Below are 20068 nucleotides of genomic sequence, written 5' to 3' on the forward strand. Positions count from 1 at the left end.
GAATGAAATTGAATGAACGACGATAATTCGCAAAACTCAGACGGTCCGAGTAGGAAGACCTTCTTCGAGCGGCTGGGTCAGTTTTTCCAAGCTGACCCAAAAGACAGACAAGAACTGGTGGACTTGTTTCGAGACTCAGAGCAAAACGCCCTGATCGATCATGACACTCGGGACATGCTGGAAGGTGTAATGCAAATCTCTGACATGCGTGTGAGAGATATCATGATACCCCGTTCGCAGATGGTAATCGTTGAACGATCGCAGTCATTGGAAGCGATCATTAATATTATTATTGATGCCCAACACTCTCGTTATCCTGTGATCAGTGATGACAAAGATCATGTTGAAGGCATTTTGCTTGCGAAAGATTTGTTGCGCTACCTGCGCCCAGATGCCGAAGACTTTGACATCGAAAAAGTGTTACGCCCCGTGGTGGTGGTACCTGAGAGTAAACGCGTGGATCGTTTGCTCAAAGAGTTCCAAGAAGAGCGCTATCACATGGCGATTGTCATTGACGAGTTTGGGGGCGTGTCAGGGGTCGTAACCATTGAAGACATTCTCGAAGAGATCGTCGGTGAGATCGAAGACGAGTACGACGACGAAGACGAGCAGGAAATTCGCCAGCTCAGCCGTCATACATTCTCGGTCAAAGCCCTGACGACCCTGGAAGACTTTAATGAGCATTTCGGTGCTCAATTCCAAGACGATGTGGTAGACACCATCGGTGGTCTGGTGATGACCAGCTTTGGTCATCTCCCTGATCGCGGTGAAGAAGTCGACATTGGTGATTATCACTTTAAAGTGACGGCCGCCGATAGTCGTCGTATCATTCAGCTACAAGTCACTATCCCAGACAGTAGCGAAGTTAACAGTGAAAACGCCTAACCGTTTATACCAAAGCGGGCAGTCATTACTGGCTGCCGCTTTTGGTGCCTCCGCCACCCTCGCTTTTTCTCCCTTCTCGTACTGGCCATTGATGCTGGTTGCTTTGTGGGGCTTATTCACCCTGCTACAAAACGCCTCGCCTAAGCGCAGTGCGTGGTTGGGATTTTGCTGGGGACTGGGCCAATTTACCACCGGCGTTAGCTGGGTTTACGTCAGCATCGATCATTTTGGTGGCATGCCTGCCATCGCCGGCTTGTCGTTGATGGCACTGCTGATTGCTTATCTATCCCTCTACCCAGCATTATTCGGGGCATTGGTCAACAAACTGCCCATTCGTCAGCCCGGTATCAAGTGGTTAATCCTCGCCCCCGCCTTATGGCTGGTGATTGATTGGCTTCGAGGCTGGGTGTTTACCGGCTTTCCTTGGTTATGGCCTGGCTACAGCCAAATCGACAGCCCACTGGCTGGCATTGCTCCTGTGCTCGGGGTACAGGGGATCACACTCGTCTTGGTCGTACTGGCTGGCCTGCTCGCACTCATCACGCCTCGCTGGGGTCACTGGCAAGGACAAGCACGTTATGGTGCCGTCGCCGCGGGGTTAGGGCTGGTCGCGGTCAGCTATGGCCTCGGCAGCATTAACTGGGTCACAAAAACCGACCAACAACAGCAAATTTCGTTAATTCAAGGCAATGTGCCGCAAGCGCTGAAATGGCGCCCCGATCAGCGCTGGCCAACGTTGATGAAGTACTTGGATTTAACCCGCCAGCATTGGGACAGTGATGTCATTATTTGGCCAGAGGCCGCCGTTCCCGCTCTAGAGCGCGAACTGCCCCGTTTTTTCTCCCAGCTTGATCAAGCCGCCAAGCATAATCAAACCACGGTGATCACTGGCGCGCTCGACCAAAATGAGCAGGGCGCGTACTTTAACAATGTACTGGCTCTGGGCGCAGGGACGCCAGCGTATCGCTACCCGGCCCCCACCCAATACAGCAAGCATCACTTGCTACCGTTTGGCGAGTTTGTGCCCTTTGAGGGGCTATTACGCCCGCTCGCGCCGCTGTTTAACCTGCCAATGTCATCATTTTCACCAGGTGAGCCGGTTCAGCCCGCCCTGCCCGCCAACGGCTGGGACTACATTACCGCGCTTTGCTATGAAATAGCCTTTCCCGCGCAAATCCGCGACAACTTGAACACGGACAGCGACGCAATTATTACGCTATCGAATGATGCGTGGTTTGGTCGCTCAATTGGCCCTTGGCAACACCTTGAAATTGCTCGAATGCGCGCACTTGAATTTGGCCTACCAGTGATACGGGCCACCAACAACGGTGTCACGGCCTTGGTGGATGAGCACGGCAAGCTTGAAGCGACGCTGCCTCAGTTTGAAACCCAGGTGCTGACCACGCAGATAACCGGGACGGAAGGCATCACGCCTTACCGCCAATGGGGCAATACGCCGCTGTGGCTTTGGGTCATGATCAGTGGCTGTTTGGGCGTAATGGTTTGGCGTCGCGATACCCGTAAACCAAGTAAAATCTCAACAAACCTCTGACATTGGCAGCAAGAGACTGACGTAACCTGATTGTGCTTTTGGTCATTTAGATTAACGCCATAAGGAGATAACCATGTTACGTCGTTCTCATCGCTGGTTTGCATTGGTCATTGTCGCACTGACGGCATTGACCGGTTGCGCGACCAGCTCGCAGCAAGACCAGGTGCGTCAAGCCAACCTCGCACGCGAACAATTTAAGCAGTACCCACAAACCCAACCTTTTTTTGATAACGCCTACGGCTATGCCGTCTTTCCTTCTGTCGGCAAAGGGGGTTTTTGGGTAGGTGGTGCCTATGGTAAGGGCGTCGTTTATCGTCAAGATGCGCCGGTCAGTGCCGCGGCGCTCAAACAGGTATCGGTCGGGCTGACCTTTGGTGGCCAAGCATTCAGTGAAATTGTTTTCTTTAAAGACAAACCAGCGTATGACCGCTTTATGCAAGGGCAAGTGGAACTCGGCGCGCAAGCGTCTGCCACCGCATTGACCGAGGGGGCATCGGCGCAAACCGGTACCTCTGGCACCTCAGCCTCCACCAGTAACCGTCAGTCGAAAGCCTATTACGTCAATGGCCTGACTGTCTTTACCCATGCAAAGGGAGGACTGATGGTAGAAGCCGCCCTCGCCGGTCAACAATTTACTCCTACCAACTGGTAGTCACTGACGCGTACAGAGCGTAAAACGCCTTATCTGCGCATCAAAAAGGCTAGCCGTGTTGGCTAGCCTTTTTAGCTTGGCGTTGCCAGTACATCGTTACGGCTGCCAAACAAACCACAGACGCTTTTCCGCCGACGGTTGTGGCTCGGGAGCAAGCGTTTGTGTGCTATCGCTCTCCCCCTGTTCGAGCGCCTGATCACCTTGTTCCAGCTCAACAGCCGGCTCGGTATTTGCCGCCTCGCTGGCGGTTGGCGATGTGCTTGCCGTATAAGCCTCTTGCTCCTGCATAGTCATTAACCGCACTTCTCGGTTGGCGGTTAGCTCTTTAATCAGAGCTTGCTGTGACGCGGCCAACTGCGCATCGAATACTAGGGTGTCATCATTAAGCTTGCGTAAATGTACACCTTGTACCGCATTCAAGTTTACCAGTGTTTTCTCGAGTGCGACGTAATCATCTCCGCTCTCAATGCCGCCAATCGCAATAACCACAGACGCACTGTCTTCGTCTTGATCCAGGATGACGCCGGTTTGCTGCGCGTAATAGTCGGCCAATGAATGAATCATTGCGCTGGCATCGCTTGCCTGGCCGCGCGTTTGATTGGTTTGCATTTGGTTTGCTTCAGGAAAAAGCTGCCAGCGAACCCCCTGGTCGGTCAGTTTGGCAATAACGATACCGTCTGGTTGGTAACGCTCACTGGCCTGTTCAACGGGCTGAATAAACCCGCCCCACAAATCACTGCTCGAAATCGCCATCAGGTCATCAAAATCGCCCACAGGAATAAGTACAGGCAACCCACGTAATGCCGCCGCTTGGCGCAGCTCATCTATCACTGGTCGCTCACTTTGCTCCCAAATAATTTGCCGTTCAAGGCCGCGATCATCCACCAGCCACACCAGCACCGACGGGCGCGGACTTCCCCACAAAGGGAGCCCCGCTTGACGCAATATTTCGCGCACCTGCTGGCTATCAAACCCAACTTCTAACGTGCGCTGCGTCGCGCCATCCGCCCCTTGCTCATGTTCACCATAACCAAGCTGGGTGATTAGGCTATCTACCTCTTGCAGCGCTTGTTTAACCGCTGGGTTGTCAGACAAGTTCCGCTGACCGGACACCTTAGTCAGAACGGCACTTAACCCTTGTTTTTTTGCCGCTTGTTGGGAGGTTTGCGCGCCATTATCAAGCGGAATGCTGGCGTGATAAAGGTCGTTTGCCAGCGCGCTAGGCAACCATAAACAGGCAATGAAGGCCAACACAAATCGATTCATAGTCTTTCCACATGGATAAATGGGAGTCCAGCGATCATAAGCTGACAGCTCTAGGTTCAGCAATCCTCATTTGTAAAAAAGATAGAGCAAACGCGATATAGTGATAGGTGCCACTGTAAAACGGTCTATTTCACGATTCCGTTCGATCAATGAAATCCGTTACATCATTTATTTGCTATCGGTCTCACATTTAAAAACATGACAGGAATCACAGAAACGCTTTGTGCTAACATTGCGCGATTTTTTTGGAGGTGAGATCATGATGCAAGTTTTACAAGGGGCACAAATGCTGTTCGTCGCATTTGGAGCCTTGGTGTTAGTCCCGCTTTTAACCGGGCTTGACCCAAACGTCGCACTTTTTGGTGCCGGAATCGGTACCCTAATCTTTCAAGTTATTACCCGCCGCTCTGTTCCTATTTTTCTCGCCTCTTCTTTTGCCTTTATTGCTCCCATTCTGTACGGCGTTAACAATTTCGGTATTCCCGCCACCATGGGTGGACTAATGGCCGCCGGGGTTATCTACCTCATCATGGGGGGAATTATTCGCCTCAAAGGCGTAGACATTATTCACAAATTGCTTCCTCCCGTGGTGGTAGGCCCTGTGATTATGGTGATTGGGCTTGGTTTGGCCCCTACCGCCGTCAATATGGCGCTGGGTAAAAGTGGCGACGGCAGTGAGCAACTCATCGCCGGTGATATCGCTATCTGGATTTCCCTGCTTTCATTACTCACCACCATTGCGGTCAGTGTCTTTGCCAAGGGCTTTTTCAAATTGGTCCCCATTATGGCCGGTATTGCGGTTGGCTATGTGGCCAGCCTAGTGATGGGCATTGTCGACTTTACCCAAGTAGCCAATGCCAGCTGGTTGATGATGCCTGCCTTTACCTTGCCAGAATTTAACATCAACGCCATTTTATTTATGATTCCCGTAGCCATCGCCCCCGCGGTGGAGCATGTGGGCGATATGCTGGCAATTTCCAATGTCACCCGTAAAGACTACCTGAAAAAGCCCGGTTTGCACCGCACCATGGCAGGTGACGGCGCGGCGACGATCGCCGCCTCCATGTTTGGTGCTCCGCCCAATACCACCTACAGTGAAGTCACCGGCGCGGTGATGCTCACCAAAGCATTTAATCCTAAAATAATGACCTACGCGGCGATCACCGCCATTGTGCTGGCGTTCGTGGGTAAACTGGGAGCCCTACTACTGACCATTCCTTTGCCGGTGATGGGCGGCATTATGATCCTACTGTTTGGCTCTATCGCTACCGTGGGTCTGAATACTTTGATTCGCAATCAAGTTGACCTTCACGACTCGCGCAACCTCGCGATTGTCGGGGTCACCTTGGTCTTTGGGATTGGCGGGATGGCCTTTGGCATTGGCGATTTCAGCTTACAAGGCATCAGCTTGTGTGGCTTGGTCGCCATCGTGCTTAACTGGGTGCTGCCTCGTCAAATGGGCGAGAACCACATCGTTGATAGCGCGCAGATGGAAGAAGAGTCGCATTAAGACAGGCGATGACACACTTAAAAAGGGCGCCGCAGCGCCCTTTTTTGATTGTGCCGCGGTTTGGCGACTTTTTTAACTTTGTGCGGCTCGAGCTTCAACCACTTTGATGGCTTGTTCGATACGCGCCAATACGCGGTCTTTACCAATCAGGTGCATCACCGCATCCACTGAGGGTGATTGACCACCGCCAGTGACTGCAACACGCAATGGCATACCGACTTTACCCATACCAACATCGAGATCGGCACAGGTATCCGCGATCACAGCTTTTAGGGCATCTACTGTCCACTCATCCAATGCTTCAATCTTGCCTTTGGCTACTTGCAATGGCTCAAGCGCGACTGGACGCAGGTGCTTCTTGGCGGCGGTTGCCTCAATCTCATCAAAGTCTTGATAGAAGTAACGGCTTTGCTCGGCCAGTTCCACCAAGGTGTCACAACGCTCACCCACCAGCTGGATCACGTCAGTCAGAGCCGGTCCTGTGGACGCATCAATACCCTGTTGATCCAGGTGCCACTGCAAGTGTGACGCGACCTCAGCCGGATCACCATTTTTGATGTAATGGTTGTTCAGCCAACGCAATTTTTCCGTATTAAAGGCAGAGGCTGACTTACTGATCGCTTCTAGGGAGAAGAAATCAATCATCTCCTCCATCGAGAAGATTTCTTGGTCGCCGTGAGACCAGCCCAGACGCACTAAATAATTACGCAGTGCTTGTGGCAAGAAACCTTGATCGCGGTATTGCATGACGCTCACTGCACCATGACGTTTAGACAGCTTGGCACCATCATCGCCGAGGATCATCGAGCAATGGGCAAACTCAGGGACAGGCGCGCCCAGCGCTTCATAAATATTAATCTGACGCGGGGTGTTGTTAATGTGGTCTTCGCCACGCACCACTTGGGTGATCCCCATATCCCAATCATCAACCACCACACAGAAGTTGTAGGTTGGGCTGCCGTCGGTACGGCGGATGATCAAGTCATCAAGCTCGCTGTTCGCAATTTCAATCCGACCGCGGATCTTATCGTCAAACACCACCTTGCCCTCTTTGGGGTTGCGGAAGCGGATCACGTGTGGGTCGTCAGCGTTGGCTTGGCTGTTGGCCGCCATCACTTTAGGATGATTGGCATCGTAGCGTGCTTTCAAGCCATTCGCTTTTTGCTCTTCACGAATTTCTTCTAGCAGCTCTTTGGGGGCATAACACTTGTAGGCTTTGTCTTCTGCCAACAGCTGATCAACAAGCTCGTTATAGCGATCAAAGCGTTTCGTTTGGTAGTACGGCCCTTCATCCCAATCAAGGCCCAGCCACTTCATGCCTTCTAGAATGGCATCAATGGCTTCTTGGGTTGAACGTTCGATATCTGTATCTTCAATACGCAACACAAATTGACCACCTTGGCTGCGTGCTGCCAGCCAAGAGTAAAGTGCGGTACGCGCGCCACCAACATGCAAAAAGCCGGTTGGGCTGGGGGCAAAGCGGGTTTTAATCGTCATTAGGATCCCTATCCCAGTGCTGAGAATAATATGTAACGGTTAGTTTACCAGTACAGGTAAATTCCACAATCCGGCCATGCTCAGACACGGAACATGGCCATGTAAACTATTGCACCTGTGCGCGATGATTCGCTCGAGTCGCTCGCACACAGCGTGATGGATAAAGTTACTGATTAAGCATGGCAATCATTTGATCTTCATCGAGTACAGTGACGCCCAGATCTTGCGCTTTGGTGAGTTTGGAGCCTGCGGCCTCCCCCGCCACTAACATGTCGGTTTTTGCCGAGACACTGCCCGTCACTTTCGCGCCCAACGCCTGTAACGCCGCTTTGGCATCACTGCGAGACATTTGMGATAAGGTGCCCGTCAGGACAATGGTTTTACCCGCCAACGGTTGCGCATCTGGCTCTGACGGCGCGCTGATTTCGGGCCAGTGGATCCCAGTTGCCAGTAGGGCTTCTAGCACATTCTGGTTGTGCGGCTCGGCAAAGAAGCGAACGATGTGGCCTGCGACAATCGCCCCCACGTCCGGCACGTTAATGAGAGCCTCTTCATCGGCCGCGCGCAACGCGTCGAGGGTATGAAAGTGCAAAGCGAGATTTTGCGCGGTCGCCTCGCCCACTTCACGAATGCCCAACGAATAAATAAAGCGTGGCAAGGTGGTGGCTTTGGCTTTTTCCAGTGCATCAACCAAGTTTTGCGCTGATTTTGGCCCCATTCTGTCGAGCTTCGTCACCCGACCGGGCGTCAAGGTAAAGAGATCGGCTGGCGTCTCAATCAGTTCTTTTTCGATTAACTGCTCGACGATTTTATCGCCCAAGCCATCAATATCCATGGCTTTACGAGACGCAAAGTGTTTAATCGCTTCTTTGCGCTGTGCCAGACAAATTAATCCGCCGGTGCAGCGTGCGACCGCTTCCCCATCGATACGGGTCACCGCTGAGTCACAGACCGGACACGCAWCGGGAAACACTATTGGTTGTGCCTGCTCAGGACGCCGACTTTCCACCACGCCAACAACCTGAGGGATGACGTCACCGGCACGGCGGATCACCACGGTGTCACCAATATGAACGCCTAACCGTTCGATTTCATCACCGTTGTGCAAGGTGGCATTACTGACCGTGACGCCGCCCACGAACACAGGCTCAAGCTTGGCAACTGGCGTAATGGCCCCAGTGCGGCCCACTTGGAACTCCACATCGTTGACAGTGGTGATTTCTTCTTGCGCCGGGAATTTGTAAGCTATCGCCCAACGCGGCGCGCGCGCGACAAACCCTAACCGTTCTTGGCTGGCAATGCTGTCAACTTTGATGACGACACCGTCTATTTCGTAGGGCAGTGCATCACGGCGCGCCATAATGTCTTGGTAGTAGGCTTTCACGCCGTCTAGCCCTTCCACCCGTTTCACTTCTGGGCTGAGCGCTAGGCCCCACTGCTTGAGCTTCTGTAAGCGCTCACTTTGCCCTTGGCCGAAGGGGGTCGACATCACGCCCACCGCATAGGCATAGAAACTCAATGGTCGGTTAGCGGCGATTTTGGGGTCAAGTTGACGCAGGCTGCCTGCCGCCGCATTGCGCGGGTTGGCAAAGGTTTTATCGCCTTTTTTAAGCGCGGCCTCGTTAAGTGCCTCGAAGCCCGCTTTCGGCATGAAGACCTCACCACGCACTTCGAGCCGCGTTGGCCAATCCCCTTTCTGTAAGGTAAGGGGGACGTTGCGAATGGTTTTGACGTTGTGGGTGATGTTCTCGCCGGTGGTGCCATCTCCCCGCGTCGCAGCTTGAACCAGCTCACCATTTTCGTAAATCAGGCTCACCGCTAAGCCATCGAGCTTGGGCTCACAGGTGTAGGTGACCGGCTCGCCATCACCAAGTCTATCTTTAACACGGCGTTCAAAGTCAGCCAGATCGTCATCACTGAAGGCATTCCCCAAAGATAACATCGCCAACTCGTGGGTGACCGTTTCAAACGCGCTAAGCGGTGCGCCACCGACTCGCTGACTCGGTGAGTCGCTGGTTACCCATTCAGGGTGTGCCGCCTCAATGGCCAATAAGTCTTGCATCAGGCGGTCGTACTCGGCATCGGGCAGCTCTGGGCTGTCTTCGACGTAGTACCGGTAGGCGTGATAGTTAAGCTGGTGCTTTAAATCATCGAGTTGTTGTTTGCTGTAAGCCATGTTTGATTCGTCGTCTGAGCGGAGTCGGTTGCGGGCAAGTATATCGATAAATCACAGACAGCGGGAGCCATGTCCCGCTGTATGCTTAAACCGTGGTCGCGTTAGCGCAGGCTATTTGGCCATAAAGGCTTTGACGCGCTCGCGATATTCATCCAATCGTGACGGGGTCATCATGGTGCGTGAATCATCCAGCACTAATCCGCCCAGCTCGTCCGCAATTTGCTGGGCCGTTTGCAGCATAAGCTTAAAGTTTTGCTCTGGCTCACCGTAACACGGCAGGGTCATGAAAAAGCTAATACCCGGCGTTTCAAAGCTTTCGCTATGGCTTACATCGAAGGTACCGGGTTTGACCATATTGGCCACACTGAATAAGACTTTTCCACTCCCCGATAGATCAGAGTGGCGATGATAAATACCCATATCACCAAAACGGAGGCCGTATTGCTCAAGGATCGGGATCAGTTCAAGGCCAGTGAATACGTCACTATTGTTCGCGTGCACATGCAAAACCAGCACTTCTGTCTCATCCGCGGCTTCATCCGCCTGTGGCGATTCATCACTGTGTTGCGACTCGCCCTGCTCAACCGTCTCTGTATCACCTTGACGCGCGCTTTGCGCTGGCGCTAATGGCTCATCATCAGACATGGTCGCGTGTGCCTGCGGCATCTCTGGTTCTTCATTATCGTGATTTGCCGCTTGCGGGGTGGCGGCTGAAAACGAAGGCTCATCGTCAGTGGCGGACATTGAAGGATACAGGGGTTGTTCAGGTTCAGACTGGGGGCCAGGTTGCCCAGCGAACAAGGGGTCGACGTCAGGTTTCTCCCCAAAGTTCATCGCTGGCTCTTGGCGCACAGGTTTGTCGCTTTCGCTTTTAGCGCGACTGACGACTCTGACGGCGCCAATACCATCTTGGTCAAACTTTTGATCGTCACTGTCGTCATCCAGCTTTCCCAACGGCTTTTCACCAAACTTGGTCGTCTTTTCTTTCTTGTTTGTCCAGAGGCCATGCAAAAGCAAAGCTGCGATTGCTAGTGCCCCCAACACAATCAGTACAAGGCGCAATTCCTGCATCATCGATTCTCAAATCTATCTATGTTCAGCGTTTTGATTCGCTTATGTCACAACGCCAACCAGGTTGCAAAGGTTAGTGCGATCATAAGCGGGGCCTGTTGGCTGACGCAATGCGTTAATGGTCAACTTAGTTAACTGTATCAAAAGTTGGGGAGAATTTAACGAATCAAGACACACAAATCGTTAAACTTTCCCATTATTGGGTCGTTGTCATCGCAATGATTCCCCCCGTAATATAGCGCACACCGTTATTTTTGTATCGACCGCATATGCGGCTTGTTGTGACCGACATTGTTCTCAAGGAGATATCATGGCGAATTATGCTCGCCCTCGCCCCCAAAGTGGTGCTGGTTATCTGTTCCAAGGCTTTTCTCTGATGATGGCACCCGGCTTACGCCGGTTTGTGATCATTCCTATTTTGATCAATGTGTTGCTGCTGGGCGGCGCGTTCATCTATTTGCTTTCGCAGGTGGGTGACTGGATCGACCATTGGATGGCCAGTCTACCTGAGTGGTTGTCCTGGCTCTCTTTTTTGATTTGGCCTTTAGTGGTGATTGCTATCTTGGTCGTGTTCTCCTACGTTTTCAGCACACTGGCAAACTGGATCGCCGCGCCCTTTAATGGCTTCCTGGCCGAGCATGTGGAGGCAAAGCTGTCAGGCACACGGGCACCGGATGATGGCTTGGCTGGTATCATTAAAGATATCCCGCGGGTGATGAAACGAGAGTGGCAAAAACTCGCCTACTACATCCCCAGAGCATTAGGCTTTTTACTGCTGCTATGGATCCCCGCGGTTGGACAAACCGTGGGGCCAGTGATCTGGTTTTTGTTTAGCGCGTGGATGATGGCGATTCAATACTGTGATTATCCGTTCGATAATCACAAGGTGTCGTTTCCCGCCATGCGCCAGACGTTAAACCAACAACGGGGCGCATCGCTTAGCTTTGGCGCAATAGTCATGCTGTTTACCATGACTCCTTTTCTCAACCTACTGGTGATGCCTGCGGCAGTATGCGGCGCAACCGCTATGTGGGTGGATAAACACAAATCCTCATTGGGGCGCAATTAATCTGTGATCGTCTACGCGAAAGCTCACATCCACAATGTGGGCTTTTTTCGTTTAACCAATCAGTTATTGGTTAATGTCACAATAAGATATAACCAACCGATCCTTTCAAAACCAAGCAGCAGAGATATGCTTGGAGGGTGATTAAAATCGGTGTCATGAAGGAACGATACAATGGGCAAGATTTACGAAGACAATACACAAACCATCGGAAACACACCGCTAGTTCGCCTAAACCGCGTGGCGAAGACAAACGTGCTGGCCAAAGTTGAAGCACGCAACCCAAGCTTTAGCGTCAAGTGCCGTATCGGTGCCAATATGATCTGGGATGCAGAGAAAAAAGGCACCCTCAAACCCGGTATCGAATTGATTGAGCCGACCAGTGGTAACACGGGTATCGCGCTTGCCTATGTCGCGGCAGCACGTGGTTATAAGCTGACCCTAACCATGCCGGAGTCAATGAGCCTTGAGCGCCGTAAACTGCTCAAAGCCATGGGCGCGAAGCTGGTGCTGACCGAAGCGCCAAAAGGCATGAAAGGCGCGATTGCCAAAGCGGAAGAAATCATGGCAGCAGAGCCAGGTAAATATCTGATGCTGCAACAGTTCGACAACCCCGCCAACCCTGAAATCCATGAAAAGACCACTGGGCCTGAAATCTGGGAAGACACTGACGGCGAAATCGATGTGTTTGTATCCGGTGTTGGCACTGGTGGCACCCTAACTGGTGTCAGCCGCTACATTAAAAACACCCAAGGCAAAGCCATTACCACAGTCGCCGTCGAGCCTGCCGAGTCGCCAGTGATTGCGCAAACCATCGCGGGACAAGACGTGCAACCTGCCCCTCACAAAATCCAAGGTATTGGCGCGGGCTTTGTGCCGAAAAACTTGGATGTCACGCTTGTTGACCAAGTGGTGTCTGTCAGCTCAGACGAAGCCATTGCCATGGCTCGCCGCCTGATGGAAGAAGAAGGCATCTTGGGCGGGATTTCTTCAGGTGCCGCAGTGGTTGCGGCTAACAAAATTGCCGAGCTTCCCGATTTTGCAAATAAGAAGATCGTCACAATTTTGCCAAGTGCAGCAGAGCGTTATCTCAGCTCGCCACTGTTTGCTGGCATGTTCACCGAGCTGGAAACTGAGCAGTAACAGCAGGTTAGCCAACAAGCCTTTACAACCCCCTATTCGCAAAGGCCCAAATTGGGCCTTTTTTGTTTGATTTTTATATTAAGCTTTAGTAAAACACATCTGCCTTTTTATTTTCCGCATCAAAATAAAAGCCCTCGCGCCTAATGAGTGGAAGGTCAAAAATGGCAAAAAGATGACACGAAATTGACATGGATTAAGCTATCAGGTCGATTTCTTGGTTAGGTTAGCGTCAACGGATAGCGAAGTCGCCCGTTAGCGGTTAAGCTAACCTTATATTTAATACATAGATTTAAAAAAATACAGAAACGGGGTGAATCATGTATCAGAAGCAAGTTGAGATTACTGCAGAAAACGGCCTACACACTCGTCCAGCGGCGCAGTTCGTTAAAGAAGCGAAAAGCTACGACGCTGACATCACTGTTGAATCTAACGGTAAGAGCGCGAGCGCAAAAAGCCTATTTAAACTTCAAACCCTTGGCTTGACCAAAGGCACTATGGTGACTATTTCTGCTGAAGGTGCGCAAGCACAACAAGCCGTTGATCACCTAGTAAAACTGATGGACGAGCTGGAGTAATCCGGCTCTTTTTCTATCGGTTTTAAGTTGGATAAACGTAAGGTAAAGCTATGATTTCAGGCATCCTGGCATCACCTGGTATTGCTTTTGGTAAAGCACTGCTGCTGCAAGAAGAAGACGTTGTTATCAGTAAAGATAAGATTGCTGCGTCTCAAATCGATCAAGAAATTCAGCGCGTATTGGATGCTCGCGAACAGTCTAAGACGCAACTCGAAGCGATCAAGGACAAAGCAAGGGAGACCTTCGGCGAAGAGAAAGAAGCTATCTTCGAGGGTCATATCATGCTACTTGAAGATGAAGAACTCGAAGAAGAGATCGTCAGCTTCATCAAGTCAAACCTAGCGACCGCCGATAACGCTATCTATAGCGTTATCGAAGAACAAGCGGTCACGCTTGAGTCACTCGACGACGATTATCTGAAAGAGCGTGCCGCGGATATCCGTGACATCGGTTCACGCTTCGTCAAAAACGCACTTGGCATCAATATGGTGTCGTTGAGCGCTATCAACGAAGAAGTGATCCTGGTTGCAAACGACCTGACGCCTTCAGAAACAGCACAGGTTGACCTGAATTATGTGCTTGGTTTCATCACCGACATTGGTGGTCGCACTTCACACTCCTCAATCATGGCACGCTCGCTTGAGTTGCCAGCGATTGTAGGCACCAATGATGCGACCAACAAAATACAAAATGGCGACATGCTGGTGCTTGATGCGATTAACAACCAAATCGTTGTCAACCCTTCAGACGAAGAACTCAGCAAATTCAAAGTGATTCGTGACCAACACATCGCCGAGAAAGCGGAACTGGCGAAGCTTAAAGATCTGCCAGCCATTACGCTTGACGGTCACCAAGTCGAAGTGTGCGGTAACGTAGGCACGGTCAAAGACTGTGACGGCGTAAACCGTAACGGCGGTGAAGGTGTGGGGCTTTATCGCACCGAGTTCCTGTTTATGGACCGCGACGCGCTTCCGACTGAAGAAGAGCAATACCAAGCTTACAAAGCGGTAGCGAAAGCGATTGATGGCCATCCTGTGATCATCCGCACCATGGATATCGGCGGTGACAAAGATCTGCCTTATATGAACTTGCCGGAAGAAATGAACCCATTCTTGGGTTGGCGTGCAGTTCGTATTAGCCTCGATCGTCGCGAAATTCTTCGCGATCAGCTTCGTGCTATTCTTCGTGCTTCGGCGCACGGTAAAATCCGTGTGATGTTCCCGATGATCATTTCTGTCGAAGAAATCCGAGAGCTGAAAGAAGCGATCGAGACCTACAAAGCAGAACTGCGCCAAGAAGGTCACGACTTCGACGCCGATCTGGAAATCGGTGTAATGGTTGAGACGCCAGCCGCGGCTGCGATCGCTCACCACCTCGCGAAAGAAGTGGAATTCTTCAGCATTGGCACCAACGATTTGACTCAGTATACCTTGGCGGTCGATCGTGGTAATGAGCTGATTTCGCACCTGTATAACCCTCTGTCTCCTGCTGTATTGACGGTTATCAAGCAAGTGATTGATGCCTCACATGCGGAAGGTAAATGGACCGGGATGTGCGGAGAGCTTGCAGGTGACGAGAAAGCAACGTTACTATTGATGGGAATGGGTTTGGATGAGTTTAGTATGAGTGCCATCTCTATCCCTCGCATCAAGAAGATTATCCGTAATGCCAACTTTGCTGATGTGAAAGCGATGGCCGACAAAGCACTCACTTTGCCAACTGCGGCAGAAATCGAGGCCTATGTCGAAAAATTTATTGCGGAAAAAACCGCTTGCTAATATACAATCAGCAAAGAATCACTGCTTAGGAGCAACACTATGGGTCTGTTCGACAAACTGAAGAAGTTGGTGTCTGAAGACGGCAACGACGCAAGTGCCATTGAAATTATCGCCCCATTGTCGGGTGAGATCGTCAACATCGAAGACGTACCTGACGTTGTGTTTGCTGAGAAAATCGTCGGTGATGGTGTTGCGATTAAACCATCAGGCGACAAGATGGTTGCGCCAGTTAACGGCACTATCGGTAAGATTTTCGAAACCAACCACGCTTTTTCAATTGAGTCAGATGACGGCGTTGAGCTGTTCGTACACTTTGGTATCGACACCGTCGAGCTAAAAGGCGAAGGTTTCAAACGCATTGCGGAAGAAGGTCAAACGGTGAAAGCCGGTGATACCGTGATCGAATTTGATTTAGGCATGCTCGAAGAGAAAGCCAAATCAACACTGACACCAGTGGTTATCTCTAACATGGACGAAATCAAAGAGCTAACTAAGCTCTCTGGTGCCGTCACTGTGGGCGAAACCTCTGTATTGCGCGTCACTAAGTAATTCAGATTTCTTAGTGAAGAAAAACGCAGCCTCGTGCTGCGTTTTTTTATGCCCGATGCTTGTCCTGTTTATGTGAACTGGTAAAAAAAGCGCTTCACCCGCCGGCTTCTCAGCCAATAAAGACTCGCCCACACTAACCAAAGCCCATGCAAGGCAAGCAACCAATCAAACCGTCCCCCCGTCATCGTGAGCGTATGCGCCACTTGATAGGCTTCCCACGTCCACAACAGCCATACCCACCAATAACCCAAGTGCCAATGCTGTGTTAACCATTCAGGCGCCTTGTCGCAGTTTCCCACCAACAGTAATAGCGCAAGCGACACTAAACCAATCACTAAGCTGAGATAAAACGCAGACGTGTCAGGATAAACCAGCGCGAGCAGCTCGCTGCCCTGCTCTCGGCTCACTCCAGCCATCGCCAGTAGCCACCATGCGCGACTTAACAGTAGTAGGCACAACACGGCGATCTGGGGCGCTTTGATGTACCCTTTGTCGTCGAAATGATCAAACGTGTCCATAAGATTTTTGATTGAGAAGTCACGCATTTACCATGGCGACATGCGATAAAAACTGCAAGCGCAAAAGCAAAATTTGTTATCCTAGGGGCGAGCCATTTATTTAGCGTTATATGGAGCCTTCATGGCCAAAGCAAAAGCAACGATTTCGCCCGAGACGCAACAAGACGCCATGCGCGTTGCCAAAGCCACGCAAAAGCCCGGACAAACCAAGGCTCAGACAAAACTGATCGCTCAGGGGATTGAGAAAGGGATTGCGCAGTACAAAAAAGAACAAAAGGTAAAGGCGCGAGCACAGGATAAAGCACGAAAGAAACAGCAAAAGGCGACACCGGCGGTCGAGCAACCTCGCGAGCCTGCGCCTTCCTCTCAGCCACCCGCACAGGATAAAGGCTACCGCCATTTACCTTGGCTTTTACTCGTCGTAAGCTGGATAGGATTTATTGGTTACGCACTCGTGGGGGCATAATGGGAAAAAATCTGCTCGGCCTCATTGTCGTTTTTACGCTGTTCGGCTGCTCAAAAGGAGGCCCCATGGCAAAACAACCGCCTGTCACTGCCTGTGGTGACAGCCCTAATTGTGTTTCAACAGAAGACACGCGCGCGACGTTTCAGTTAGCGCCTTTGCGGCTGGCTAACACCGACGTTGCCTTGGCTAACATTGTCGAGAAAATTGCCTCAATGCCCCATGCAGAACTCGTTTCAGCCCAAGACAACTACGCACACTTACGCTTCACCACCCGGGTGCTGCGCTTTGTCGATGATGTTGAAGTCTCACTCAACGGAGACCAGATTGCGCTTCGCTCTGCCTCTCGTGTCGGCTATTACGACTTTGGCGCAAACCGTCGGCGTGCAGATGCTATTCGCCGTACACTCATTGAGGCGAAATTAGTCACACCCTCTGGTACGTATTAGTTGATATAAGAGCGAATATCTCGCTTTTTATCCTCGACCCAATCGCGACGAAACGGGCCCCAGTCTTTTAGCTGGTAATAACCATCGTTATGGCGCTTGCCATCTTGGATAAATGTCATATCAATGCCTAGCCCTGACAACGATTTGAGCACATCCTGGATCGTGCGGCGTGGCCAGCCTGTTGCCTCAATCAAACGCGGCACGTTTGGGCGCTCCATCTCTTCTACCAGTGCGGCGAGATACAAGCGCCGAGCAAATACCGGGTTGAGTTCCATATGAACCTCCAACAATTACGAATGATCCCATTATTCATGGTGCCTACTAAGAGGCTTTGCGTTTGATCAAAACGCCATCAAATCGACGTGCTGCAGGCGCATTTACCTACGCATTTCACATATTCTTGGGCCATCAAATGACGCACATGCCTGCCGCGCTAGGTGTTGCGTTCATTAACCAGCAGTGTCACTCTTAAACCTTTGCCAACAAGCACGATAAGACCATGACAACTGTATTTGGGATCAAAAACTGCGACACCCTAAAAAAAGCCCTAAAGTGGTTGGATAACCAAGGTATCGACTATCAATATCACGACTATCGAAAAGATGGCCTAGACGCACAAATGCTGCAGACGTTTGTCTCAGCACTCGGCTGGGAAGCGCTAGTCAACAAACGTGGCACCACCTACCGCCAATTGAGTGATGAGCAAAAAGCCAATTTAGATCAAACCCGCGCAATCGCGATCATGCTTGATAATCCAGCGATCATTAAGCGCCCATTGCTCGTACACAACGGTAGCTATTATCTCGGCTTCAAAGAGAATCAATACGCTGATATTTTCGCGTAATGTGATAGCCGATTCATTTTTGTTGTAAGGAAACCCTGATGACTGACTCTGCCACGCTGGCTTTAGCGAAAGATCTGATAAACCGAGAATCGGTCACGCCGGAAGATGCCGGCTGCCAAGATCAAATGATTGCGCGATTAGAAGCCTTGGGCTTCACCATTGAGACCATGGTGTTTGAAGATACCACTAATCTGTGGGCCAGACGGGGAACGGAAGGCCCTCTTTTTGCTTTTGCCGGCCACACCGATGTGGTTCCCTCAGGGCCGCACGAACAATGGCACACACCGCCGTTTGAAGCGACGGTGATTGATGATCATCTCCACGGACGTGGCGCCGCCGACATGAAAGGCTCACTGGCCGCCATGGTTGTGGCCGTTGAACGTTTTATTGCCGAGCACCCAGACCACTCTGGCTCACTGGCGTTTTTAATCACCTCTGATGAAGAAGGCCCGTTTATCAATGGCACTACCCGTGTGGTCGATACTCTAATGGCGCGCGGCGAAAAGATTGACATGTGTATTGTCGGTGAGCCGTCCAGCACCCACCATGTCGGTGATGTAGTGAAAAACGGCCGTCGCGGATCCATCACAGGGGATCTCTACGTCAAAGGCACACAAGGGCATGTTGCCTACCCTCACCTTGCGACTAACCCGGTGCATCAGGCGATGCCAGCACTCACCGAGCTTGCGCAAACACTGTGGGATAAAGGCAATGCGTTTTTCCCGCCCACAAGCTTTCAAATCCCCAACATCAAGGCCGGCACGGGCGCGGCCAATGTCATTCCGGGGGAGTGCCATGCACAGTTTAACTTCCGCTTTAGTACAGAGTTGGACAGTGAAACCATCAAAAAGCGGGTTTACTCGATTTTAGACGCCCATGGGCTCGACTATACCCTTGAGTGGACGCACAGTGGTGACCCTTTCCTAACCGATAAAGGCACGTTACTGGATGCAGTGGTGGCTGCGGTGGAAGAGGTGAACCATCAAACACCAGAATTGCTGACCACTGGCGGCACCTCCGACGGACGTTTTATTGCGCAAATGGGGGCGCAAGTGATTGAGCTGGGTCCGGTGAATGCCACTATCCACAAGGTCAATGAGTGTGTGAGCATCCCAGATTTAGAAAAGCTGACTGACATGTATCAAAAGGTCTTGGAGAAAGCACTCCCTTGATGCCGACACCCGCACAGCTCACAGGGCAAGACGCCTCCGCGCTAACACCGATTAACAGCCGACCTAATGCGCCCTGCTTGCACCAAGCGGTACTCGCCGACTTTGCCGCCTTACAACAGGCGGCATCGCAAGCGGGGTTCGCGCTCATGATTGCCAGCGGCTATCGCTCGTTTGCGCACCAGTTAGCCATTTGGAACGGTAAATTTAATGGCGAAAAGCCAGTGTTAGATACTGAGAGTCGACCGTTAGATGTGTCAACATTGTCAGAGGCAGCGCGGGTCAAAGCGATACTGCGCTGGTCAGCCTTGCCAGGGGCAAGCCGCCACCATTGGGGCACAGACATAGACGTGTATGACAAGCGCGCACTGGGGCCGGATCAAAGGTTGGCGCTAACTCCACCAGAATATGATGATGGCCCTCAAGCGGCCTTCTCACAATGGCTCAAAGTGCATGCCCCCAATTGGGGGTTCTTCCTGCCTTATGCCGAAGATAAAGGTGGGGTTGCGAGAGAGCCTTGGCATATCAGCCATATCGCCACCAGCGCCGCCCTCTTGTCAGCATTGAGCCAAGACATGCTTGCCAGCGCGATCAGCAATGCGCCTATTTGTGGTAAAGAGACTATTCTTGAGCAGTTGGATTGGATATATTCAACCTACGTCACTAACTTGTGCGAGGTGGAACAATGGAATGGCTAACCAACCCTTATGTCATTATTGCCATCGTGGTTGCCGTGGTGGTCAGCAATATCATGGCGCTCAAATATACCGCCAACGCAAAATTTGGCCTTAAGTATAAAGACAAGCCAGACAAAACCGCGTCATCCAAGGAACACGATGCGGATAGCAAGCCATCGCTGTCTGATGAACACAAAGACTAAAATAGCGCCACGTTAATGGCGCTAT

Annotated in this window: 21 protein-coding genes; 15 read left to right on the forward strand and 6 right to left on the reverse strand. The window is 51.4% G+C overall.

Going from position 1 to position 20068, the window contains the following annotated elements; genetic code table 11:
- Window positions 1-12 precede the first annotated feature (12 nt).
- From corC to BZG14_RS00665, 3 genes are all read left to right on the forward strand, one after another.
- Window positions 13-885 (forward strand): CNNM family magnesium/cobalt transport protein CorC, encoded by an 873-nt coding sequence (corC, locus tag BZG14_RS00655; RefSeq protein WP_069361092.1) that lies wholly within the window; start codon window positions 13-15, stop codon window positions 883-885.
- A complete protein-coding gene (lnt, locus tag BZG14_RS00660) occupies window positions 872-2437 on the forward strand; it encodes an apolipoprotein N-acyltransferase (protein ID WP_077607691.1) in 1566 nt (521 codons plus the stop codon). Before corC ends, lnt begins: the two co-directional genes overlap by 14 nt.
- A gap of 73 nt (window positions 2438-2510) precedes the next feature.
- On the forward strand, window positions 2511-3089 hold the full coding sequence (locus tag BZG14_RS00665) for a YSC84-related protein (protein WP_077485406.1): 579 nt from the start codon (window positions 2511-2513) through the stop codon (window positions 3087-3089).
- 96 nt (window positions 3090-3185) lie between these two features.
- On the opposite strand, the gene BZG14_RS00670 is transcribed toward BZG14_RS00665, so the two are convergent.
- The gene (locus BZG14_RS00670; RefSeq protein ID WP_077607692.1) at window positions 3186-4355 is read right to left on the reverse strand and encodes a DUF2066 domain-containing protein; all 1170 of its coding nucleotides are present in this window, start codon (window positions 4353-4355) and stop codon (window positions 3186-3188) included.
- Between the two features lie 259 nt (window positions 4356-4614).
- On the opposite strand from BZG14_RS00670, the gene BZG14_RS00675 reads away from it, so the two are divergent.
- Window positions 4615-5865, forward strand: a complete 1251-nt coding sequence (locus BZG14_RS00675; RefSeq protein WP_077485411.1) for a uracil-xanthine permease family protein — start codon at window positions 4615-4617, stop codon at window positions 5863-5865.
- Between the two features lie 72 nt (window positions 5866-5937).
- Here the strand turns inward: BZG14_RS00675 and gltX are convergent, their stop codons facing one another.
- The 3 genes from gltX to zipA all read right to left on the reverse strand — a co-directional run bounded on the left by gltX (window position 5938) and on the right by zipA (window position 10612).
- A complete protein-coding gene (gene gltX / locus BZG14_RS00680; protein WP_077485413.1) occupies window positions 5938-7362 on the reverse strand; it encodes a glutamate--tRNA ligase in 1425 nt (474 codons plus the stop codon).
- Between the two features lie 166 nt (window positions 7363-7528).
- Window positions 7529-9538, reverse strand: a complete 2010-nt coding sequence (ligA, locus tag BZG14_RS00685) for an NAD-dependent DNA ligase LigA (protein ID WP_077607693.1) — start codon at window positions 9536-9538, stop codon at window positions 7529-7531.
- 111 nt (window positions 9539-9649) lie between these two features.
- A complete protein-coding gene (gene zipA / locus BZG14_RS00690) occupies window positions 9650-10612 on the reverse strand; it encodes a cell division protein ZipA (RefSeq protein WP_077485419.1) in 963 nt (320 codons plus the stop codon).
- 307 nt (window positions 10613-10919) lie between these two features.
- Between zipA and cysZ the strand changes: the two genes are divergently transcribed.
- From cysZ to crr, 5 genes are all read left to right on the forward strand, one after another.
- Window positions 10920-11678: a sulfate transporter CysZ gene (cysZ, locus tag BZG14_RS00695; RefSeq protein WP_077485422.1), complete on the forward strand. Its 759-nt coding sequence runs from the start codon at window positions 10920-10922 to the stop codon at window positions 11676-11678.
- A 171-nt stretch (window positions 11679-11849) separates the two neighbouring features.
- Window positions 11850-12818 carry a cysteine synthase A gene (gene cysK, locus BZG14_RS00700; protein WP_077607694.1) on the forward strand — a complete coding sequence of 323 codons (969 nt, stop codon included), beginning with the start codon at window positions 11850-11852 and terminating at the stop codon, window positions 12816-12818.
- Between the two features lie 317 nt (window positions 12819-13135).
- Window positions 13136-13393 carry a phosphocarrier protein Hpr gene (ptsH, locus tag BZG14_RS00705; RefSeq protein WP_069361102.1) on the forward strand — a complete coding sequence of 86 codons (258 nt, stop codon included), beginning with the start codon at window positions 13136-13138 and terminating at the stop codon, window positions 13391-13393.
- A gap of 50 nt (window positions 13394-13443) precedes the next feature.
- Window positions 13444-15171, forward strand: a complete 1728-nt coding sequence (ptsI, locus tag BZG14_RS00710; protein WP_077607695.1) for a phosphoenolpyruvate-protein phosphotransferase PtsI — start codon at window positions 13444-13446, stop codon at window positions 15169-15171.
- A gap of 39 nt (window positions 15172-15210) precedes the next feature.
- Window positions 15211-15720 carry a PTS glucose transporter subunit IIA gene (gene crr, locus BZG14_RS00715; protein WP_069361104.1) on the forward strand — a complete coding sequence of 170 codons (510 nt, stop codon included), beginning with the start codon at window positions 15211-15213 and terminating at the stop codon, window positions 15718-15720.
- A gap of 68 nt (window positions 15721-15788) precedes the next feature.
- Here crr and BZG14_RS00720 read toward each other — a convergent pair whose 3' ends face one another.
- Entirely contained in the window at window positions 15789-16238 is a 450-nt protein-coding gene (locus tag BZG14_RS00720; RefSeq protein ID WP_158011715.1) for a DUF2919 family protein, read from the reverse strand.
- A 121-nt stretch (window positions 16239-16359) separates the two neighbouring features.
- Here BZG14_RS00720 and BZG14_RS00725 point away from each other — a divergent pair, with 121 nt between their 5' ends.
- Both BZG14_RS00725 and BZG14_RS00730 read left to right on the forward strand, forming a co-directional pair.
- Window positions 16360-16704, forward strand: a complete 345-nt coding sequence (locus tag BZG14_RS00725; RefSeq protein ID WP_077485430.1) for a DUF2956 domain-containing protein — start codon at window positions 16360-16362, stop codon at window positions 16702-16704.
- Window positions 16705-16769: 65 nt separating this feature from the next.
- Entirely contained in the window at window positions 16770-17150 is a 381-nt protein-coding gene (locus BZG14_RS00730) for a DUF1499 domain-containing protein (RefSeq protein WP_158011716.1), read from the forward strand.
- Here the strand turns inward: BZG14_RS00730 and BZG14_RS00735 are convergent.
- Window positions 17147-17425: a winged helix-turn-helix domain-containing protein gene (locus tag BZG14_RS00735; RefSeq protein WP_025740011.1), complete on the reverse strand. Its 279-nt coding sequence runs from the start codon at window positions 17423-17425 to the stop codon at window positions 17147-17149. The two genes, BZG14_RS00730 and BZG14_RS00735, sit on opposite strands and share 4 nt — an antisense overlap.
- A gap of 224 nt (window positions 17426-17649) precedes the next feature.
- Here BZG14_RS00735 and BZG14_RS00740 point away from each other — a divergent pair, with 224 nt between their 5' ends.
- Genes BZG14_RS00740 through BZG14_RS00755 form a run of 4 tightly spaced genes read left to right on the forward strand, consistent with a single transcriptional unit; the run spans window position 17650 to window position 20043 of the window.
- Window positions 17650-17994 (forward strand): ArsC family reductase, encoded by a 345-nt coding sequence (locus tag BZG14_RS00740; protein ID WP_077485435.1) that lies wholly within the window; start codon window positions 17650-17652, stop codon window positions 17992-17994.
- A 38-nt stretch (window positions 17995-18032) separates the two neighbouring features.
- The gene (dapE, locus tag BZG14_RS00745; RefSeq protein ID WP_069361109.1) at window positions 18033-19166 is read left to right on the forward strand and encodes a succinyl-diaminopimelate desuccinylase; all 1134 of its coding nucleotides are present in this window, start codon (window positions 18033-18035) and stop codon (window positions 19164-19166) included.
- Window positions 19166-19861, forward strand: coding sequence for a M15 family metallopeptidase (locus BZG14_RS00750; protein WP_077485437.1), 696 nt, complete (start codon window positions 19166-19168; stop codon window positions 19859-19861). The genes dapE and BZG14_RS00750 overlap by 1 nt, the downstream gene beginning before the upstream one ends.
- A complete protein-coding gene (locus tag BZG14_RS00755) occupies window positions 19849-20043 on the forward strand; it encodes a DUF2897 family protein (protein ID WP_077485440.1) in 195 nt (64 codons plus the stop codon). The genes BZG14_RS00750 and BZG14_RS00755 overlap by 13 nt, the downstream gene beginning before the upstream one ends.
- Window positions 20044-20068 lie beyond the last annotated feature (25 nt).

The organism is Salinivibrio sp. IB282 (genome assembly GCF_001995685.1).
GTDB classification, from domain to species: Bacteria; Pseudomonadota; Gammaproteobacteria; order Enterobacterales; family Vibrionaceae; genus Salinivibrio; species Salinivibrio kushneri.